Below are 18,432 nucleotides of genomic sequence, written 5' to 3' on the forward strand. Positions count from 1 at the left end.
AATTTCGTTTTCATCTTTAGCCAAGTGAAGACAAGAGGTACCGTTATTTGCATAGCAAATAACAACATTATCAGTGTACTAATCTGATGATGAAAGAACGTGGAGAGATGGCTGAGTGGTTTAAAGCACCGGTCTTGAAAACCGGCGTGGGTTTATAGCCCACCTAGGGTTCAAATCCCTATCTCTCCGCCACATTCGAATAACCCCAGTCGAAAGACTGGGGTTTTTTCGTTTATAACGCCTAAAAATGTAGAGCCTCCAATCGTCATCGATAGATTCGATACGATAGCTTGACCGCTCTATATCCTAAAGAGATACAATTTCTCAACTCTCCTTTCTTTCAGGCATAAAAAAACCGGCCTTAAGGCCGGCTTTGAAATTCAATTTATGTCATCGCTTAAGCGCGCTTAGCTGCCATGTCGCGTAGCGCTTGTTTCTCTGCGTTAGACAAGAACGCCAACTCTAGACCGTTGATCTGTGCTTGACGAATCTGTGCTTGAGACAGGCCAGCTTGTGGTGCTGCGACTTCATATTCGTAAGGTAGTTCAATACCTTCAACCGCTGGATCGTCAGTGTTTAGGCACGCCAATACACCATGCTCAAGGAATTGTTTGATTGGGTGATTCGCCAGTGATTCAACCGTGCTGGTTTGGAAGTTAGAGGTTAGACATGACTCAATACCAATGCGGTTAGCGGCGAGGTAGTCCATTAATTTTGGATCGTGAATGGCTTTAACGCCGTGACCGATACGCGTTGCGCCTAGATCACGAATTGCTTGCCACATGCTTTCAGCACCAGCAGCTTCACCCGCATGTACGGTGACGTTAAGACCGGCATCCTTGACTTGCGTAAAGTGAGTGACAAAACGATCACCAGGTTGACCTAGTTCATCGCCTGCTAGATCAACGGCAACGATATGATCTTTCAGTGAAAGAATGGCATCAAGTTCTTGTTGGCAAGCGTCTGTACCGAACGTACGGCTCATAATGCCAATCAGGTTCGCTTTAACACCAAAGTCACGCATACCAGCTTGCACGCCATCAACAACCGCTTCTACAACGCCTGCGACAGGAAGATTATGTTTCATCGCCATGTAGTAAGGAGAAAAGCGTAGCTCGGCGTAATCGATTTGAGCGTTAAGCGCATCTTCAACGTTTTCATATGCGACGCGACGGCAAGCTTCTAAGTCACCAAGAACCGCTACACCCCAATCTAACTTTGACAAGAAAGCGACAAGTGAAGGTTCAGCCTCAACGATTTGCACATGCGGGGTTAAACCCGCAATATCATAAGCTGGCAGAGCAACGCCAAACTTTTGTCCCAGTTCGAGAATTGTCTGAGTACGGATGTTGCCATCTAAATGGCGATGCAAGTCGGTGAGCGGTAGATTCTTAGTTATCATTATAATTGTCTCAATGGTGTAAATTGAGCTAAGTATAAGAATCAAATTGGCGGGTGTCAGCCCAGAAAGTGCTAAAACTCAGCTGATTTTGCTGAGTTTTACTTCATGTTAACTAAATCTGTTGGCCATTCTTCATAAGGAAGCGGTCTGCTGTAGAGAAAGCCCTGCCCTTGATGGCACTTAAGCTGCTTGAGTAATTCGGCTTGTTCAACCGTTTCAATTCCTTCTGCAACCAATTCAACGTTCATCCCGCGTGTCATGTTGATGATGGCGGCGACAATAGAGTTGTCTAATTGTTGCTTATTAAGCTTATTGACGAAGGTGCGATCGATTTTTAGACAATCAAATGGCAACTTGTGTAGGTAAGCAAGAGAGCTATAACCGGTACCAAAATCATCGATAGCGATATGAATACCGAGATCGCGAATCGCTTGCATGTTTTCTATCGTCACTGGGTCGTTGTCGACTAAGCGAGATTCGGTGATTTCCAGTGTTAAGTTATTCGCCGATAGTCCTGATGTGCTCAACGTTTCTTTGAGAATACTAAGCAAATCGTGTTGAGAGAGTTGGTTAACGGAAAGATTGACGTGTAAATGGAAGTTCTCGTCCCACTTACTCTCTTTGATGCCTTTAACGGTGTCATTACATGCCTGGGTCAAAATGTGCTGGCCGATAGCACCAATAAAGCCATTTTCTTCCGCTATTGGGATGAAATCGAGCGGCGAAATTAACCCTGCTGTAGGTGATATCCAGCGCGCGAGCGCTTCAGCTCCAATAATTTTACCGGTGTTGAGATCGACGATCGGTTGATAAAAAGGGATGAATTCTTGTCGTTCCAATGCATTTTTCATCTTGGCATGCATTTGCGTGCGTTTACGCGAAATATCGGCCATTTCAGGTTTGTAATAACTGAACATGGCTTGATCTTGTTTGGTGTTACTCAGTGCGATGCTGCCGTTGCGCAGCCACAATGTCATATTATCTGAGTCTATGTCTTTGACGATACCAAGCGAGACTTGAATTAATACACTGTCTTGCTCAATGGTATAAGGTGCCGAAAAAATTTGCTGAATGCGGCTGATCGCGAATGAAATTTCTTCATTTGATTGCGGTTCGCAGAGATAAAGCGCAAATTCATCACCGCCAATGCGTGCAATCAGTGCGTTGTCATCAAAGGCGGATTTTAAACGTTCTGCAATAATTATCAGCAGTTGGTCGCCGCGAATATGACCCATGCTGTCATTGATTTCACGGAACTTATTAATCCCTATCAGCAATAAACAACCGTTCATCGGCCCAAGTTTATCGCATGTATCCACTAAGCCCTCACGACTGTAGAGTTTGGTCAACGAGTCATAGAGTAGCTGTGATTGGATTTTATGAAACGAAATCTTGAGACTGTCGGTCATTTCATTGAAGGCTTGTACCAGCATGGTTGTTTCGTAAATATTACCCGATCTCGGTAACTCACTATTCCAATCGCCGGTAGAAAGTTGCTTAGCGGCATTAGCCGTTGAGGTGATCGGTGTGACTACCCGATTAAAGGTGATGAGGCCAAGCATGATGCCTAAGGAGCTAATAACCAGCGCTATGATCCAGCTGTTTTGTTGCGCTTCGGGCATCTTGCCGAGCAACGCACTTTCGGAGATAGCAACACCGATATACCACTTAAGACCATACTGATCTTGATACGGTGTGATGTATTTAAAGTAACGCTCTCCCAAAATATGATTGGTGAGATGTTTGGCTTCGGTCGGCAGTGTGCGATGGCTAATATACTGTGCTGTTGCCTGAATCACCGGGACTCAGTTCAGTACCCCAAGAAACAATGCTACCTGATTCGGAATGGGCAACGATGCGTTGTTGTTCATCAAAGAGATAAATTGTGGCTGCGGTCTTTGCTTGTTGATCGCGCAAGAAAATGTTGAACGTTTCTAGTTTAATATCACTGACTACCACACCTTGAAATGCTTGCTGATACCAGACTGGACTAATTGCGGATAGGGTGATTTCTTGTCGTTCATCAGCATTGGTGTAGATCGACGACCAGTGTGAATAATGTTGATTGGCGACGGCAGTATACCAAGGTCGTTGGCGAGGATCATATTCGGCAATAATGGAGCGAATGTTCGCGCTAATTTGATGGTCTTTGAAGATAATCAGCTCGTTGTTAGTGCGCTCATCCTGCAACATGAGTGAATAGTGATTGATATCTTCTTTGCGCAGCCCGATATATTGGCCGCCTTCGCCACCAAAGCCGATGTTGTCTAATTGAGGAACATCGGTGTATAGAGCTTCAAAACTCTCAAACATTACCTTCTGTAATAAAGAAAGGTTATCGGTGGTATAGAGTTGGTTTGATTCGATGTTATGGCGTAAGACTAAGCTGGCTTGAAATGGTCGATTTAAAAAACTATCCAGTTCTAACCCTACGTTATCGGTGAGTGTGCTGAGCTGTTTGCGGCTAATGTCAGAGACCATTTCTTCATAGTTGGTGTTCTGTACTGCGATGATCAAGCCCATCGTAAAGAGAAAAATCAATACAAAGGGTAGAATTACGGCGGTTCTAAGCGAGATTTGAGTGCTAGCCGGCATGTGTTCGAATCTTCAAATATACCATTCTGTAATTGTATGTTTTTTGTCGTAAGCGAGCGAGTGGTTTTACATTAAAAGGTGACCCTAGCCTGTACACATAAAAACAACCACCAGATTGCCTCATTGTTTTTATGTGCGTTTGCTAGTGGCGTTAATAGAGCTCTTTTAACTTTCGGGTTAGGGTGTTTCTTCCCCAGCCGAGTACTTTTGCGGCATCTTGTTTATGGCCATTGGTATGATCCAATGCTGCTTCAAGTAGAATTCGTTCAAACTCAGGCAGTGCGTAACTGAGTAACTCAGAATCCCCACTGGCTAAAGCGTTCTTGGCCCAATCAGACAGTTGTTGCTGCCAATTTTCACTCGCGCTATTGGATGATGTTGGTTTGACTTCTAATAACTCTGCGGGTAAATCGTTGGGTAAAACTTCGCTGCCACTGGCCATTACAGTTAACCAACGACAGATGTTTTCTAATTGACGAACGTTGCCTGGCCAGTCAAGTTTGGCCAAGGTTTCGACCGTTGTAGGATGTAAGGTTTTTACATCAACGCTCAGTTCTTCAGATGCCAATTGCAGAAAGTGCAGAGTCAGTTTTTCAATGTCTTGGCGACGTTCTCTCAGCGATGGAATTTGAATACGGATGACGTTGAGACGATGGAATAAATCCTCACGAAAATCGCCTTGTTGCACTAATTTTTCGAGATTTTGGTGGGTAGCGGCGACGATACGGACATCGACTTTGATTGGCGATATGCCACCAACACGGTAGAACTGACCATCAGCCAGAACTCGTAGTAAGCGTGTTTGAATATCCAGAGGCATATCACCAATTTCATCTAAGAACAGCGTCCCACCATTGGCTTGTTCAAAGCGACCTTGGCGCACGCTATTGGCGCCAGTAAATGCGCCTTTTTCATGGCCAAACAATTCCGACTCAATCAAGTCTTTAGGTATCGCTGCCATATTCAAGGCGATAAATGGGCTTTTGGCGCGTGGGCTGTGGCGGTGCAGTGCGTGAGCAACTAGCTCTTTACCGGTACCCGATTCCCCATTGATTAGCACTGATATTGATGAGCGGGATAGCCGCCCAATCGCTCGAAACACCTCTTGCATTGCGGGTGCTTCACCAATAATTTCCGGTGTTGGCTGCAATTGGTTTTCGGCTTTGGCTTGTTGCTGGCGCTGCTCTTGATTGTGTGCGATCGCGCGCTCAACCAAGGTGAGGGTTTCATCTACATCAAAAGGTTTAGGCAAGTATTCAAATGCACCTTGCTGGTAGGCATTTACTGCGGCGTCGAGATCAGAGTGTGCCGTCATGATGATCACAGGTAAGTCTGGTGAGCGTTCATGTACTTGATTTAATAATTCAATGCCACTAATGCCGGGCATGCGAATATCAGAAATGAGGACGTCAGGCGTTTCGCGCTCTAGTGCTAGCAGTACGCTTTCCGCATCCGCGAAGGTTTCACATTTTATGTTGGCGGATGCGAGTGTTTTTTCCATTACCCAACGGATAGAACTATCGTCATCAACAACCCAAACGTATCCTTTGCTCATAGTCTTTATTCCTCACGGCAGTCCGTGTCACGTTATTTATTATGTAATTGGCAGATAGATGGTAAAGCAAGTGCGTCCCGGCCAGCTTTCAACATCAATTTTACCTTTATGTTGATCGATCAAGTTTTGTGAAATAGAGAGGCCTAACCCCGTGCCGCCTTCGCGACCACTGACCATAGGATAAAACAAGGTATCTTGCAGATCGGCAGGAATGCCAGGGCCATTATCGATAACTTCTATCTTGGCGGCGAGTTTGTAGCGCTGGCCATGGATATTGGCTTGGTGCACTGTTCTGGTGCGAATGGTAATTTGGCCGAGTTCCTGCTTACTTAATATCTGCCCAGCATTGCTGACGATGTTAAGCAGCGCCTGCTCGATTTGCTCAACATCCATCATGATGTCCGGCAAGCTTGGATCGTAATCACGCTCGATGACAATTTGCCGGCCGATATCTAATTCTACCAACTGACGAACTTTTTCCAGAATCAGATGAAGATTCTCAGATTTTTTAACCCCAGGTCGTTGCGGGCCTAATAAGCGGTCGACCAACGAGCGTAGCCTATCGGCTTGCTCGATAATGATCTGGGTATATTCTTTTAAGCTTTGGTCGGGCAAGCATCTTTCTAGCAGTTGCGCCGCGCCGCGCAGTCCGCCGAGTGGGTTTTTGATTTCATGTGCTAGGCCACGCACCAATAATTTGGCTGCTTGTTGTTGAGCGTGTTGATTGAGCTCTTGTGATAAACGACGTTGTTGATCAATTTTGCGCATTTCAACCAGCAGCAATAATTGTTTTTGCCAACTGATCGGGCTAACCGTCACCTCAAGCATCAAAGGTTTTCCATCGACGATAAAAGTCACGTCACTGTCGGTAATGCTTTGGCCACTTTGCAACGGTTGGGAGAGCAAACTTAATTCAAGTGAAGCGTGCTGGATATGCTGATGCAAAGAGGTATCAATCAAGCGCTTTGCACTTTGTGAGAAAAGTTGTTCAGACGCGGGATTGGCATATTGAATACGCAGTGATTCATCCATGATCAAAATCGCAGTGACTTGATGATTAAGTATTACCGTATCGAGATCGTGATTCACCTAAATTCTCCGTTTACATCATACTGGTCCGTCAGTGCACCAATGTGGTGCAATGCAAATTAAGTATGGCGTATTCTCTATTGAAGAGAAAGCGAAAGTGCGTTTCAGTCGTAGTTAAATGCCACTTTTGGGCGCTTAAACCGCTAGGATTTAAAAAGCACTGCAATAGAAGGAGATAATGCAATTTGCTTGCCGCTTTAATCGTTATTCACAAGATTACCTGTGTGGAAAAGAGAGGGGCGGGTTAGTATCCATTAATGGGAAGGTCGGGTGTGAAACACCTATAAAAAAAGGCCCGCCGATGGGCGAGCCTATTATTCATGCAAGCAAATTACACTGAGTAGTAAAGTTCAAACTCAAGTGGGTGCGTTGCCATGTTTACTTTCTCAACATCTTGCATTTTTAGCTTAATGTAAGAATCGATGAAGTCATCAGAGAATACGCCGCCTGAAGTCAAGAACTCGCGATCTTCGTCAAGAGCTTTTAGAGCCACTTCTAGTGATTCTGCTACTTTTGGAATTTCAGCTGCTTCTTCTGCTGGTAGGTCGTACAAATCTTTATCCATCGCTTCGCCTGGGTGGATCTTGTTCTTGATACCGTCAAGGCCAGCCATTAGTAGACAAGCAAACGCTAGGTATGGGTTTGCTGCTGGATCTGGGAAGCGAGCTTCAATACGACGCGCTTTCGGGCTTGGTACCACAGGGATACGGATAGAAGCTGAACGGTTACGTGCAGAGTATGCAAGCATAACTGGTGCTTCATAGCCTGGGACTAGACGCTTGTATGAGTTAGTTGATGGGTTAGCAAATGCGTTGATTGCACGAGCGTGTTTGATGATACCACCGATGAAGTTCAGTGCCATCTCAGATAGACCGCCGTACTTATCGCCAGCAAATAGGTTTTGACCATCTTTGTTTAGAGACATGTGAACGTGCATGCCGCTACCGTTGTCACCAACAAGTGGCTTAGGCATGAATGTCGCTGTCTTACCAAATGCGTGTGCTACGTTGTGAACCACGTATTTGTAGATTTGGATTTCATCTGCTTTAGTTGTTAGCGTGTTGAAGCGAGTTGCGATTTCGTTTTGACCCGCAGTTGCTACTTCATGGTGGTGAGCTTCAACAACAAGACCCATCTCTTCCATGATTAGACACATTGCAGAACGGATGTCTTGTGAAGAGTCAACCGGTGCTACTGGGAAGTAACCACCTTTAACGCCTGGACGGTGACCTTTGTTACCGCCTTCAAAATCAGCGCCTGTGTTCCATGCCGCTTCTACATCGTCGATCTTAAAGAAAGAACCAGACATGTCGTTTGAGTATTTAACATCGTCAAACAAGAAGAACTCTGGTTCAGGACCAACAAGAACGGTGTCAGCTAGACCAGTTGCACGCATGTAATCTTCAGCGCGTTTTGCGATAGAGCGAGGGTCACGGTCGTAACCTTGCATTGTTGCAGGTTCAAGGATGTCACAACGGATGTTTAGCGTTGCATCTTCTGTGAACGGGTCAAGAACAGCTGATGTTGCGTCAGGCATCATCACCATGTCTGATTCGTTAATGCCTTTCCAGCCAGCAACTGAAGAACCATCAAACATCTTACCGTCTTCAAAGAAGTCTGCATCGACTTGGTGAGAAGGGATAGAGATGTGTTGCTCTTTACCTTTAGTATCAGTAAAGCGTAGGTCAACAAACTTAACTTCGTTTTCTTGGATCAGCGATAGAACGTTTTCAACTGACATCTTGGATAACCTCCAGTGTTATTAAAGCGGTATTAGCTCGATTTGGGTAATCTAGCATTGATTAATCTTGAATAGAGTTAATTAATCGATGCCGATTTTTACTTAGCCAAATTCGTGCCAAAAAAATTAATCCATTAATTTCAATGTATTATGTATTTTGCCTTCTCTTTTCTCTATTTTATTGCACCAAGTTGGCATGTGATCGCACCAAGTTGGTGCGGTAAATTCAAGGTGCACAATAATGAAGCAAAAAAGGCGATTCCATTCAGCCGTCGTTTGAACAATATGTCAACGATTTTACGATTAAACTGGAGAGAGATTTCCATTATTTCGTTTGCAATTTCGCCCAAGGTCTCGAGATTGTTGACTATGCTTAGGGTGTTGCGGCGAGTTGAGTAAAAAGTTAGCTGCTTAAAACGCCTAATATTGTCGAAAACCTCGGGGATGGATCACATATTTCTAGGTTTTTCGCTAAAATCTGGTACATTACGGACGTTTTTTTAATCAAATAAGTGATGCTTGGCTGAATTATATCCGCTGAGGGTCATTTCTTTTATAAGTGAATCATAATCCATGGCTACTACACAGATTGATAAATTGAGAAATATCGCGATCATCGCGCACGTTGACCACGGTAAAACAACACTGGTTGATAAACTGCTACAGCAATCAGGTACCTTGGAGTCTCGTGGCGAAGCTGAAGAGCGTGTCATGGACTCGAACGACATCGAAAAAGAACGTGGTATTACCATTCTTGCTAAGAACACAGCAATTAACTGGAACGACTACCGCATCAACATCGTAGATACTCCGGGACACGCGGACTTCGGTGGTGAAGTTGAGCGTATCATGTCAATGGTTGACTCTGTATTGCTTATCGTAGACGCAGTTGATGGCCCAATGCCTCAAACTCGTTTCGTAACGCAAAAAGCATTTGCTCACGGTCTTAAGCCAATCGTTGTAATCAACAAGATTGACCGTCCAGGCGCACGTCCTGAGTGGGTAATGGACCAAGTGTTCGACCTATTCGACAACCTAGGTGCAACTGACGAACAGCTAGACTTCCAAGTTGTTTACGCATCAGCACTTAACGGCTGGGCAACGCTTGAAGAAGGCGAAACTGGCGAGAACATGGAACCATTGTTCCAAGCAGTAGTTGACACTGTTGACGCGCCAAACGTTGACCTTGATGGTCCACTACAGATGCAAATCTCTCAGCTAGATTACAGCTCATACGTAGGTGTTATCGGTGTTGCTCGTGTTACTCGTGGTAGCGTTCGTGCAAACCAACAAGTAACTATCGTTAGCGCTGATGGCAGCAAACGTAACGGCAAAGTTGGCACAGTAATGGGCTACCTTGGTCTTAACCGTCACGAGATCGAGCAAGCTAACGCTGGCGACATCATCGCAATCACAGGTCTTGGTGAGCTGAAAATTTCAGACACGATCTGTGACCAAAACGCGGTTGAAGCAATGACTCCGCTTTCTGTTGATGAACCAACAGTAACGATGACATTCCAAGTAAACACTTCTCCGTTCGCGGGTAAAGAAGGTAAGTTCGTAACGTCACGTAACATTCTTGAGCGTCTGCAAAAAGAACTAGTACACAACGTTGCACTACGTGTTGAAGAAACTGACAACCCAGACCGTTTCCGCGTATCAGGCCGTGGTGAGCTTCACCTATCTATCCTGATCGAAAACATGCGTCGTGAAGGTTTCGAGCTAGCAGTATCTCGTCCAGAAGTAATCATCAAGAAAGATGAGAACGGCGATCTGTCTGAACCATTTGAAGTGGTAACGATTGATGTTATGGAAGAGCATCAAGGCGGCATCATGGAAAAAATCGGTCTACGTAAAGGTGAGCTAACTGATATGGCTCCAGATGGTAAAGGCCGTGTTCGCATGGACTTTATGATGCCTTCTCGTGGTCTAATCGGTTTCCAAACTGAATTCATGACGCTAACTTCTGGTTCTGGTCTTCTTTACCATACGTTTGATCACTACGGTCCACACAAAGGTGGCGTAATCGGTATGCGTAACAACGGCGTACTAATTTCAAACGCAACAGGTAAAGCACTGACTTACGCACTGTTCAACCTACAAGATCGTGGTCGTCTATTTACTGAGCACGCTGACGAAGTATACGAAGGTCAAGTTATCGGTATCCACAACCGTTCAAACGACCTGACTGTAAACTGTCTAAAAGGTAAGCAGCTAACCAACGTTCGTGCATCTGGTACAGATGAAGCGCAAGTTCTTTCTCCAGCAATCAAGTACACGCTAGAGCAAGCTCTTGAGTTCATCGATGAAGATGAACTAGTAGAAGTAACACCTGAAAGCATCCGTATTCGTAAACGTCACCTGACTGAAAACGATCGTAAACGCGCAGGTCGTGCACCAAAATAATTAGTCGCTAGTCGATTAAATCAAAGGCTCTGATAATATCAGGGCCTTTTTTATAGCTGTCATATTGCAAGCGAAAGTACGCTTTGGCTCGCGACAGCAGCCAGATTACTTTGGTCTTAAAATTCAGGAATCGATATGTTACCGATCATTATTACCGGTGGTCCAGGCGCAGGGAAAACCAGTTTGATTAATGCATTGGCTGATAAGGGCTATGCAACGTTTGAGGAAGTGTCACGTACCTTGATTGAGCAGCAAGCTCAATTGGAGAAGGGTATCTTACCTTGGCATGATTTACCGGGTTTTGCAGCTTTGTGCTTAGCGAGTATGAGTGAGCAAAAACAGCAAGCGTCTTCGCACCGTGTGGCGTTTTTAGATCGCGCTATTCCTGATATTTGCGGTTATTTAGCGCAAGCTGAGTTAGAGATTGATGCACGTTACCTTCAGGCGAGTGCGGGCTATCATGCGCAGGTTTTTTTCTGTCGTCCACACCAAGCGATTTATGTGCAAGATGAGGTACGCCCTTATCCATTTGATGGGGCATTAGCCATTCATGATTCACTGGTGGCGATATATCAGCAACTGGGCTATCAGGTAGTGGAAGTGCCTTGGGGTTCGTTGGATGATCGAGTGACGTTCATCGAGAGCGCACTGGCGCTCCCGAGTGTTACTGAATAGCGCTTATTTCGCTTGTAGCTTATTGAGGAACTTATCGGATTCAGTGATCGCTTGGTTCATTTGTTGAATCGCTTGCTCAATTTCTTTTTCTAGGCTGACAAACTCACCTTGCAGGGAACCAATCGCGCTGGCATTAAGGTTATGCTTTAAGAATAAAGTATTGTCGCGCAGTGCGTTGAGTACCGGTGTCATGCGCTGCTCAGCACGTTGCATGGCTTTAATCATGGTATTGTAAGAGGTACGAGTCTCTCGCAGCTTTTGTTCGCTAGAACGACGTAGAGAGGCATTGGTGTAAAGGTCGAGCTCTTGTTCCCACTCACTAAATAGCGCCGCTGAGACATCTTCTATTGCCGCAATTCGATCACTTACTTCTTGCGCGGCGTCTTCACTGGCTTCATATTTATCATTGATTTGGTTGTAAACGGTTTCAAGTTCACCACCATCAAAATTGGTGAGTGCTGACAGCGCCTCAAGTGCACTGGTAAACTCTTGCTGTGCATCTTGTTGCGAAACTTTAGCATCTTCAACACGATCAACCATGATATCGCGTTTATGTACGCCAACTTGTTCCATCGCAGCGTAGTAGGTGGATTGGCACCCCGTGAGGGTTGTAATGGCAATCAGCAAGGCAATGAGATAAGGCATCGTAGCGTCCCTTTTAGCGATTAATAACAAATTTAGGCAATAACAGAATTAGGATGAATCAGATGATAGGGAGATACAAGTTGAAAATGACCCCCTTCATTCAACAGTGTATTCAATTTGCGCGTTACCTCCTAGCGCGTATGTTGCACGATCGAATTAATGTCAATGCAGGCTATTTGGCTTACATTACTTTGCTGTCCATTGTGCCGATGTTGACGGTATTGCTTTCGGTACTCTCTTCGTTCTCGATCTTTGCTGATGTTGGCACCACGATTCAAGATTTTGTCATCACCCACTTTGTGCCGACAGCGGGCGATGTGGTCAAAAATGCCTTGCTGGAATTTATCAGCAATACCGGCAAGATGACTGCAGTGGGTGGTGCATTCCTATTTGTCGCAGCAATCATGCTTATTTCCAATATCGACAACAATCTTAACTATATTTGGCGAGTAGATAAGAAACGCCGTGTTGTCTTTTCGTTTTCGATGTACTGGATGTTCCTTACCTTAGGTCCGATTTTGGTTGGTGCCAGCATTGCGGTGAGCTCTTATGTCACTTCACTACGTGTTTTAGATAGTCATGTGCTGTCGACCGCTTATGATGAATTCTTACGCTGGCTGCCATTGATTCTGTCCTTCCTGGCTTTTGTTGGTCTGTACATGGTGGTACCGAACAAAAAAGTGAAACTTTCCCATGCAATGATTGGTGCATTGGTTGCCGCGTTGCTGTTTGAATTGAGTAAGAAAGGTTTCGCCGCCTACATCACTCAATTTCCGTCCTACCAAGTCATTTATGGCGCATTAGCGGCGATCCCAATTCTGTTTATCTGGGTCTATTTATGTTGGCTGATAGTGCTGGTGGGGGCGGAAGTCACGGCGGCATTGGGTGAGCAGGAACAGTGGAGTGACGAGATAAGCGTGGTACACTCGAGCGGAAAATACCTAAGTAGTAAACAAGAAGGAAGTCAGAGTGATAGCTCTAATTCAACGAGTGAGTGAAGCAACGGTGCGTGTTGATGGCGACGTTGTGGGTGAAATTGAACAAGGGTTATTAGTGTTGCTTGGCGTCGAGAAAGACGATGATGAAGCCAAAGCAAAGCGTTTGATGGAGCGTGTCACCACTTACCGCGTATTTGGCGATGAAGAAGGCAAGATGAACCTCAACGTTAAACAAGTGGAAGGTAAAGTGCTGGTGGTTTCTCAGTTTACTCTGCCAGCTGACACCAATAAAGGCACTCGTGCTGGTTTTTCTCGTGGTGCACATCCAGTTGATGCTGAGCGCTTATATGACTACTTTGCCGATCAGTGTGCCACTGTTTTGCCAACGGAACGTGGTCGCTTCGCCGCGGATATGAAAGTCTCTTTGGTCAATGATGGCCCAGTAACATTTTGGCTCCAGGTATAGTTCAGGTCTTTGGATCGAACTTTATTCAATAAACAGCCGTAAAAGCGCAAGATAAGCACTTAAATGGCCAGCTCACCGGAGTGTGGGCAGCAATGAAAAAGGAATTTTATGTTTAAGCTGATTACGCCAAATACTGACAATCAACTTAAAAAGTATTACCACTTTCGCTGGCAAATGCTGCGGGAGCCTTGGCGTATGCCGGCGGGCTCTGAGCGTGATGAATTTGATGCGATGAGTCATCATCGCATGATTGTTGATGGACGAGGCCGTCCAATGGCGATTGGTCGCTTATATGTGACCCCTGATCACGAAGGGCAGATCCGTTATATGGCGGTGAAAAGTAATCGCCGTAATAAAGGGATGGGCTCGTTGTTGCTGGTGGCGCTGGAATCGCTTGCTCGTCAAGATGGCGTAAAGCGCTTGGTGTGTAATGCGCGTGAAGAGGCAATTGATTTTTATGAGCGCAATGGCTTTGAACGCCGTGGCGACCTTTCTGATGAGCGTGGCCCCACGCGTCACTTGCAAATGGTTAAGCCATTAGCGCCGATGGCGAATGTGCTACGTAAGCCAGAGTGGTGTGCCGATCTGCAAGAGCGTTGGGCGCATCATATTCCGATCAGCGATAAAATGGGCATTAAGATCAACCAATACACGGGTTATCAGTTTGAATGCAGTGCGCAGCTTAATCCCAATCTTAATCCCCACAATACCCTTTTTGCTGGCTCTGCCTTTACGCTCGCAACCCTCACAGGGTGGGGCATGGCGTGGCTATTGTTAAAAGAACGTGGTTTGCACGGTGATATTGTGTTGGCCGATAGTCGGATTCGTTATCGCCATCCGGTGGAGCAAAACCCCGTCGCACAAACCTCATTAGATGGCATCAGTGGTGATTTAGATCGCCTCGCCAGTGGCCGCAAAGCACGCATCGTGATCCATGTGACGATTTACAGCGGCAAAACGGCGGCGGTTGATTTCATCGGCACCTATATGCTGCTACCAAACTACAAATCTATGCTGGATTCAAGATTGGATGTTTGAGCGCTTTCTGTCTCTTCAATAGGGCAAGTATTTAGCAACTGATAGATGTTCGCGGCGACATCCCATTGCAACCTTTGGCATTCACTGTTGTATTGCAGTAACAAGGTTGCTAGCGAAGGCTGAGTGAGGTCGATATTGCCCGCAGCTTGCATGCCTTGCTTTAACGTTGGTGATTGGATGGTGATGCGGCCACGATCAGCGTCGATGGATAGATTATCGAGCTCAAAGTTCTGTTCAAGCTGACTCTGCTTGCCATGTTGACCAATGGTGATGTAACCCTGACGTAATGCTGCTGAAACCTTGCCACTCAGTGAGTGTGCCAGCATTGAGTAGTCACCGGCTAAGCCGGATAACTCAGCGTGCACTTCAGCCAGTGCGTTGATATGAATAGGCTGCTTGTTAGTTGCGACGTTACTCTCTAGAGGTAGGCCATCCATAGTGATATTGAGCTGCCAAGGAGCGCTGAGTTTGCTTCTATCCCAGAAACCTTCGGCTTCAATATAACCCTGATCCAGTGGTACAAATAATCGCGTCAGATGCCACTTTTTCTGTTCGGCATTCATTTCTATTGCGGCTTGGGTGGTGAGGTGTTTGTCAATACTGGCGCTATTGGCGCTGGCGATCAGATTGCCTTGCCAAAATCCCAATTCACCTTGCTGTTTGAGCACTAAATCCGTCGCGTCGATATTGAGACCAGAGATCTGCCAAAATGGCTTTTGGTTGAGTTGGATAATTTGCAAGTTATTGACGTCGAGTTTATCAATCGTCAGATTTTGTATCGATTGGCTCCAATGCCAAGCGTTGATCAGATCGTACTGGGCCTCTTCTAACCATTTTACCCCAGATAGCGATAATTGCTTAAGGTGCATAGACCCAGGGGTAAACACGCCCTGTAACTGTAAGCGGCCTTGATGCCAGTCACTATCCAGTTCCGCCACTTCGATTTGGTTGGGCGAAAAATTGAACGTTGCTCTTGGCTCGACCCATTGTTGATTCTGATAGTTAATCGAATCAGCATCAAAAGAAAGGTAGCCGTTGTCTTGCTGCCAAAGCGACTGACTGGGTGTGATTTTTTCTGCTGATAGATCGAGATTCACCACACGCACGCCTTGATAGGTGAGATTACTCTTCAATATATCGAGGCTATTAATATCGCGTATCCAACCGGTTTTATCTAACTGCTGCAACCATGTATCAATGGGTTGGCTGTCATCCAGATTCAGCTTATCGATGGTGACGTTAATCAGCGACCATCCTTGCGGATATTGTTCTGCTTGACCGGAAATTTGCGCGCCATTCCAGCTAAATGAAGCGCCATACACGGTGCTATTTTCAGCTTGATAGCGGGCGTCAATGAGCAAGTTATCTAAAGCGTGGCCATCCACATAAAGTTGTTCAGCGGAAAACTGCATATCACCATACGGCAACACTTGCTGTTCATCTTGCCAAGTTGGTTGGTCAATTTGCAGATTTACTCCTCGCGCCGACCAATCAGTCGCAACCAGTTCGCTTTGTTTAAAGGCAAGCTGCGTTATCTCAAATTGGCGTAGCACCGTCCATGCTGGCTGAGATAGGTTGAGATTCGCTTGCTCAATCACGATGGCATCAAAGCGCCATACTTGTCTGTTTGGCAATGACGGGTGGAGCCATAATTCTACTTTGGGTAAATAGAGTGGCGTATCGTCACCAATGGTGAGGCCATGTAAAGTGAGCTGCAAAGGGGGAGTAAATTCGGCTTGTTCAACCTGCATCGGTTGTGAAGAGATCTGGGCTAAGGCCTCATTGACCACTTGAGTGGCATACTGACTGCGCATCACGGCATAAAAAGCGGCAATGAAAAGACAAATAAGAAGCAGCACAGCAAGCAACAGGTAGCTAAGTCGTTTTTTCACAAGGCCCAATCCATAATGAGGGTGAGAGATGATTCTGTCGGCAAAGCGATTTATCTGCAACAAAAAAGCCCCTCATTGAGGGGCTAATAGCGGATATTTAAGCAAACGTCACTAATCTAGCTGTGGGCCAGCGGCAACGAGCGCTTTTCCTTCTGCATTGTCAGTGTATTTATCAAAGTTGTTGATAAAGCGCTGCGCAAGATCGTGTGCTTTGCTTTCCCATTGTAGCGGGTCAACATAGGTATCACGCGGATCGAGGATCGCTGGATCAACACCTGGCAGAGACGTTGGTACTTCAAGATTGAAAATTGGAATATGAGTGGTTTTCGCATTTTCAATCGAACCATCCAAAATCGCATCAATGATGCCACGCGTATCTTGGATAGAAATACGTTTACCAGAACCATTCCAACCTGTGTTTACTAGGTATGCTTCTGCTCCCGCCGCTTCCATACGTTTTACTAGCACTTCTGCATACTTGGTTGGGTGAAGCGTTAGGAACGCAGCACCAAAACAGGCTGAGAATGTTGGCGTTGGCTCTGTAATGCCACGCTCAGTACCCGCTAGCTTGGCAGTAAAGCCAGATAGGAAGTGGTATTTGGTTTGCTCTGGTGTCAATTTAGATACTGGAGGTAGCACCCCAAATGCATCAGCAGATAGGAAGATCACCTTGTTTGCGTGACCACCTTTCGACACTGGTTTAACGATGTTGTCGATATGATGAATTGGGTAAGAAACACGAGTGTTTTCTGTTTTTGAACCATCATCAAAGTTGATTGAGCCATCGCCACGTACGGTGACGTTTTCTAGTAGTGCATCACGACGAATCGCGTTGTAGATATCAGGCTCTGCTTCTTTCGATAGTTTAATGGTTTTCGCGTAACAGCCGCCTTCAAAGTTGAACACGCCGTCATCATCCCAACCATGCTCATCATCACCAATAAGAGCGCGTTTAGGATCGGTCGATAGGGTGGTTTTACCCGTACCAGATAGACCAAAGAAGACTGCGACGTCACCAGCTTCACCCATGTTGGCACTACAGTGCATTGAAGCGATATCTTTCAATGGTAAGAAGTAGTTCATCATGGCGAACATGCCTTTCTTCATTTCGCCGCCGTACCAAGTACCACCGATCAGCTGAGTGCGCTCAGTTAGGTTAAATACGGTGAAGTTTTCTGAATTCAAGCCGTGCTCTTCCCATTTCTGGTTGGTGCACTTCGCGCCATTCATCACCACAAAATCCGGTTCAAACGATGCTAATTCTTCTTCTGTTGGACGCAAGAACATGTTTTTAACAAAGTGCGCTTGCCACGCGACTTCAGTAATGACACGAATGCTCAGACGCGTATCTGGGTTTGCACCACAGTAACCATCAATCACAAACAAGCGCTTACCTGATAGCTGGTTGGTCACCAACTGCTTAAGGTCATTCCAAACGGCTTGGTTGATCGGTTTGTTGTCGTTTTTAACCGCGTCTGACGTCCACCACATATGTTCCTCAGTAGTGGCATCTTTAACGATATATTTATCTTTTGGGGAGCGACCGGTGAAAATACCAGTATCGACAGCGACGGCGCCAAGTTCAGTGACTACTCCACGTTCGTAGCCTTCGAGATCAGCACGCGTTTCTTCTTCGAACAACAATTCGTAACTTGGGTTGCGTACAACCTCTTTTACGTCATGAAGCCCATGCTTGGTTAAATCAATTATTGCAGCCTTTGTATGTTCCATAACGGTCATAGGTGCTCCTTGTGGGAAGTTTTTTGTAGGGATTTTGTAATAATGTTTTATTTTTATCTGTTACCCATGCTAGCAACGAGGCCCGGATAAAACAGGGATGTAGCTCAAATATTAACCATGATTTTCACGTGGTTTTAGGTGACTCGTCACATATTGGTAGTGATATATTATCGCGTAGGCAAAGGTTTGCGCTAGATCAAACGGATTAATAATGTACAGAAATTAAGTACAGCGTACGGTCATGTAAATG

12 protein-coding genes, 1 tRNA gene and 1 pseudogene are annotated in these 18,432 nt (G+C 45.6%); 6 read left to right on the plus strand and 8 right to left on the minus strand.

The window, feature by feature from the left end:
- Window positions 1–101 precede the first annotated feature (101 nt).
- Window positions 102–192 (plus strand) — tRNA-Ser (locus RH85_RS15815).
- Between the two features lie 205 nt (window positions 193–397).
- Here RH85_RS15815 and add read toward each other — a convergent pair.
- The 5 genes and pseudogenes from add to glnA all read right to left on the minus strand — a co-directional run bounded on the left by add (window position 398) and on the right by glnA (window position 8,382).
- The gene (gene add, locus RH85_RS15820) at window positions 398–1,402 is read right to left on the minus strand and encodes an adenosine deaminase (protein WP_006713706.1); all 1,005 of its coding nucleotides are present in this window, start codon (window positions 1,400–1,402) and stop codon (window positions 398–400) included.
- A gap of 98 nt (window positions 1,403–1,500) precedes the next feature.
- Window positions 1,501–3,997, minus strand: a pseudogene (gene gepA, locus RH85_RS15825) (phosphodiesterase GepA).
- A 151-nt stretch (window positions 3,998–4,148) separates the two neighbouring features.
- Complete coding sequence (glnG, locus tag RH85_RS15830) at window positions 4,149–5,552, minus strand: nitrogen regulation protein NR(I) (protein ID WP_006713709.1); 1,404 nt, start codon at window positions 5,550–5,552, stop codon at window positions 4,149–4,151.
- A 39-nt stretch (window positions 5,553–5,591) separates the two neighbouring features.
- Window positions 5,592–6,641, minus strand: a complete 1,050-nt coding sequence (gene glnL, locus RH85_RS15835) for a nitrogen regulation protein NR(II) (protein WP_006713710.1) — start codon at window positions 6,639–6,641, stop codon at window positions 5,592–5,594.
- Window positions 6,642–6,972: 331 nt separating this feature from the next.
- Window positions 6,973–8,382: a glutamate--ammonia ligase gene (gene glnA, locus RH85_RS15840; RefSeq protein ID WP_006713711.1), complete on the minus strand. Its 1,410-nt coding sequence runs from the start codon at window positions 8,380–8,382 to the stop codon at window positions 6,973–6,975.
- 573 nt (window positions 8,383–8,955) lie between these two features.
- On the opposite strand from glnA, the gene typA reads away from it, so the two are divergent.
- Both typA and RH85_RS15850 read left to right on the plus strand, forming a co-directional pair.
- Window positions 8,956–10,788, plus strand: coding sequence for a translational GTPase TypA (typA, locus tag RH85_RS15845; protein WP_006713712.1), 1,833 nt, complete (start codon window positions 8,956–8,958; stop codon window positions 10,786–10,788).
- A 135-nt stretch (window positions 10,789–10,923) separates the two neighbouring features.
- Window positions 10,924–11,463: an AAA family ATPase gene (locus tag RH85_RS15850; RefSeq protein WP_006713713.1), complete on the plus strand. Its 540-nt coding sequence runs from the start codon at window positions 10,924–10,926 to the stop codon at window positions 11,461–11,463.
- Between the two features lie 3 nt (window positions 11,464–11,466).
- Here RH85_RS15850 and RH85_RS15855 read toward each other — a convergent pair whose 3' ends face one another.
- Window positions 11,467–12,108: a DUF2959 domain-containing protein gene (locus RH85_RS15855; RefSeq protein ID WP_006713714.1), complete on the minus strand. Its 642-nt coding sequence runs from the start codon at window positions 12,106–12,108 to the stop codon at window positions 11,467–11,469.
- Between the two features lie 86 nt (window positions 12,109–12,194).
- Between RH85_RS15855 and RH85_RS15860 the strand changes: the two genes are divergently transcribed.
- The 3 genes from RH85_RS15860 to RH85_RS15870 all read left to right on the plus strand — a co-directional run bounded on the left by RH85_RS15860 (window position 12,195) and on the right by RH85_RS15870 (window position 14,550).
- The gene (locus RH85_RS15860; RefSeq protein WP_006713715.1) at window positions 12,195–13,106 is read left to right on the plus strand and encodes a virulence factor BrkB family protein; all 912 of its coding nucleotides are present in this window, start codon (window positions 12,195–12,197) and stop codon (window positions 13,104–13,106) included.
- Window positions 13,078–13,512 carry a D-aminoacyl-tRNA deacylase gene (dtd, locus tag RH85_RS15865; protein ID WP_006713716.1) on the plus strand — a complete coding sequence of 145 codons (435 nt, stop codon included), beginning with the start codon at window positions 13,078–13,080 and terminating at the stop codon, window positions 13,510–13,512. Before RH85_RS15860 ends, dtd begins: the two co-directional genes overlap by 29 nt.
- A 108-nt stretch (window positions 13,513–13,620) precedes the next feature.
- A complete protein-coding gene (locus RH85_RS15870) occupies window positions 13,621–14,550 on the plus strand; it encodes a bifunctional GNAT family N-acetyltransferase/hotdog fold thioesterase (RefSeq protein WP_006713717.1) in 930 nt (309 codons plus the stop codon).
- On the opposite strand, the gene RH85_RS15875 is transcribed toward RH85_RS15870, so the two are convergent.
- The gene (locus RH85_RS15875) at window positions 14,514–16,442 is read right to left on the minus strand and encodes an AsmA family protein (RefSeq protein ID WP_006713718.1); all 1,929 of its coding nucleotides are present in this window, start codon (window positions 16,440–16,442) and stop codon (window positions 14,514–14,516) included. The two genes, RH85_RS15870 and RH85_RS15875, sit on opposite strands and share 37 nt — an antisense overlap.
- 111 nt (window positions 16,443–16,553) lie before the next feature.
- Entirely contained in the window at window positions 16,554–18,182 is a 1,629-nt protein-coding gene (pckA, locus tag RH85_RS15880; RefSeq protein WP_006713719.1) for a phosphoenolpyruvate carboxykinase (ATP), read from the minus strand.
- Window positions 18,183–18,432: the final 250 nt, after the last annotated feature.

The sequence above is a fragment of the Vibrio ichthyoenteri ATCC 700023 genome, assembly GCF_000222605.1.
Classification (GTDB): Bacteria; Pseudomonadota; Gammaproteobacteria; order Enterobacterales; family Vibrionaceae; genus Vibrio; species Vibrio ichthyoenteri.

Bases quoted from the DNA above. Each gene is read 5' to 3' on its own strand.
- glnA (WP_006713711.1), bottom strand. From the start codon at position 8,382: ATGTCAGTTGAAAACGTTCTATCGCTGATCCAAGAAAACGAAGTTAAG.
- add (WP_006713706.1), bottom strand. From the start codon at position 1,402: ATGATAACTAAGAATCTACCGCTCACCGACTTGCATCGCCATTTAGAT.
- pckA (WP_006713719.1), bottom strand. From the start codon at position 18,182: ATGACCGTTATGGAACATACAAAGGCTGCAATAATTGATTTAACCAAG.
- RH85_RS15850 (WP_006713713.1), top strand. From the start codon at position 10,924: ATGTTACCGATCATTATTACCGGTGGTCCAGGCGCAGGGAAAACCAGT.
- typA (WP_006713712.1), top strand. From the start codon at position 8,956: ATGGCTACTACACAGATTGATAAATTGAGAAATATCGCGATCATCGCG.
- glnG (WP_006713709.1), bottom strand. From the start codon at position 5,552: ATGAGCAAAGGATACGTTTGGGTTGTTGATGACGATAGTTCTATCCGT.
- RH85_RS15860 (WP_006713715.1), top strand. From the start codon at position 12,195: ATGACCCCCTTCATTCAACAGTGTATTCAATTTGCGCGTTACCTCCTA.
- RH85_RS15870 (WP_006713717.1), top strand. From the start codon at position 13,621: ATGTTTAAGCTGATTACGCCAAATACTGACAATCAACTTAAAAAGTAT.
- RH85_RS15855 (WP_006713714.1), bottom strand. From the start codon at position 12,108: ATGCCTTATCTCATTGCCTTGCTGATTGCCATTACAACCCTCACGGGG.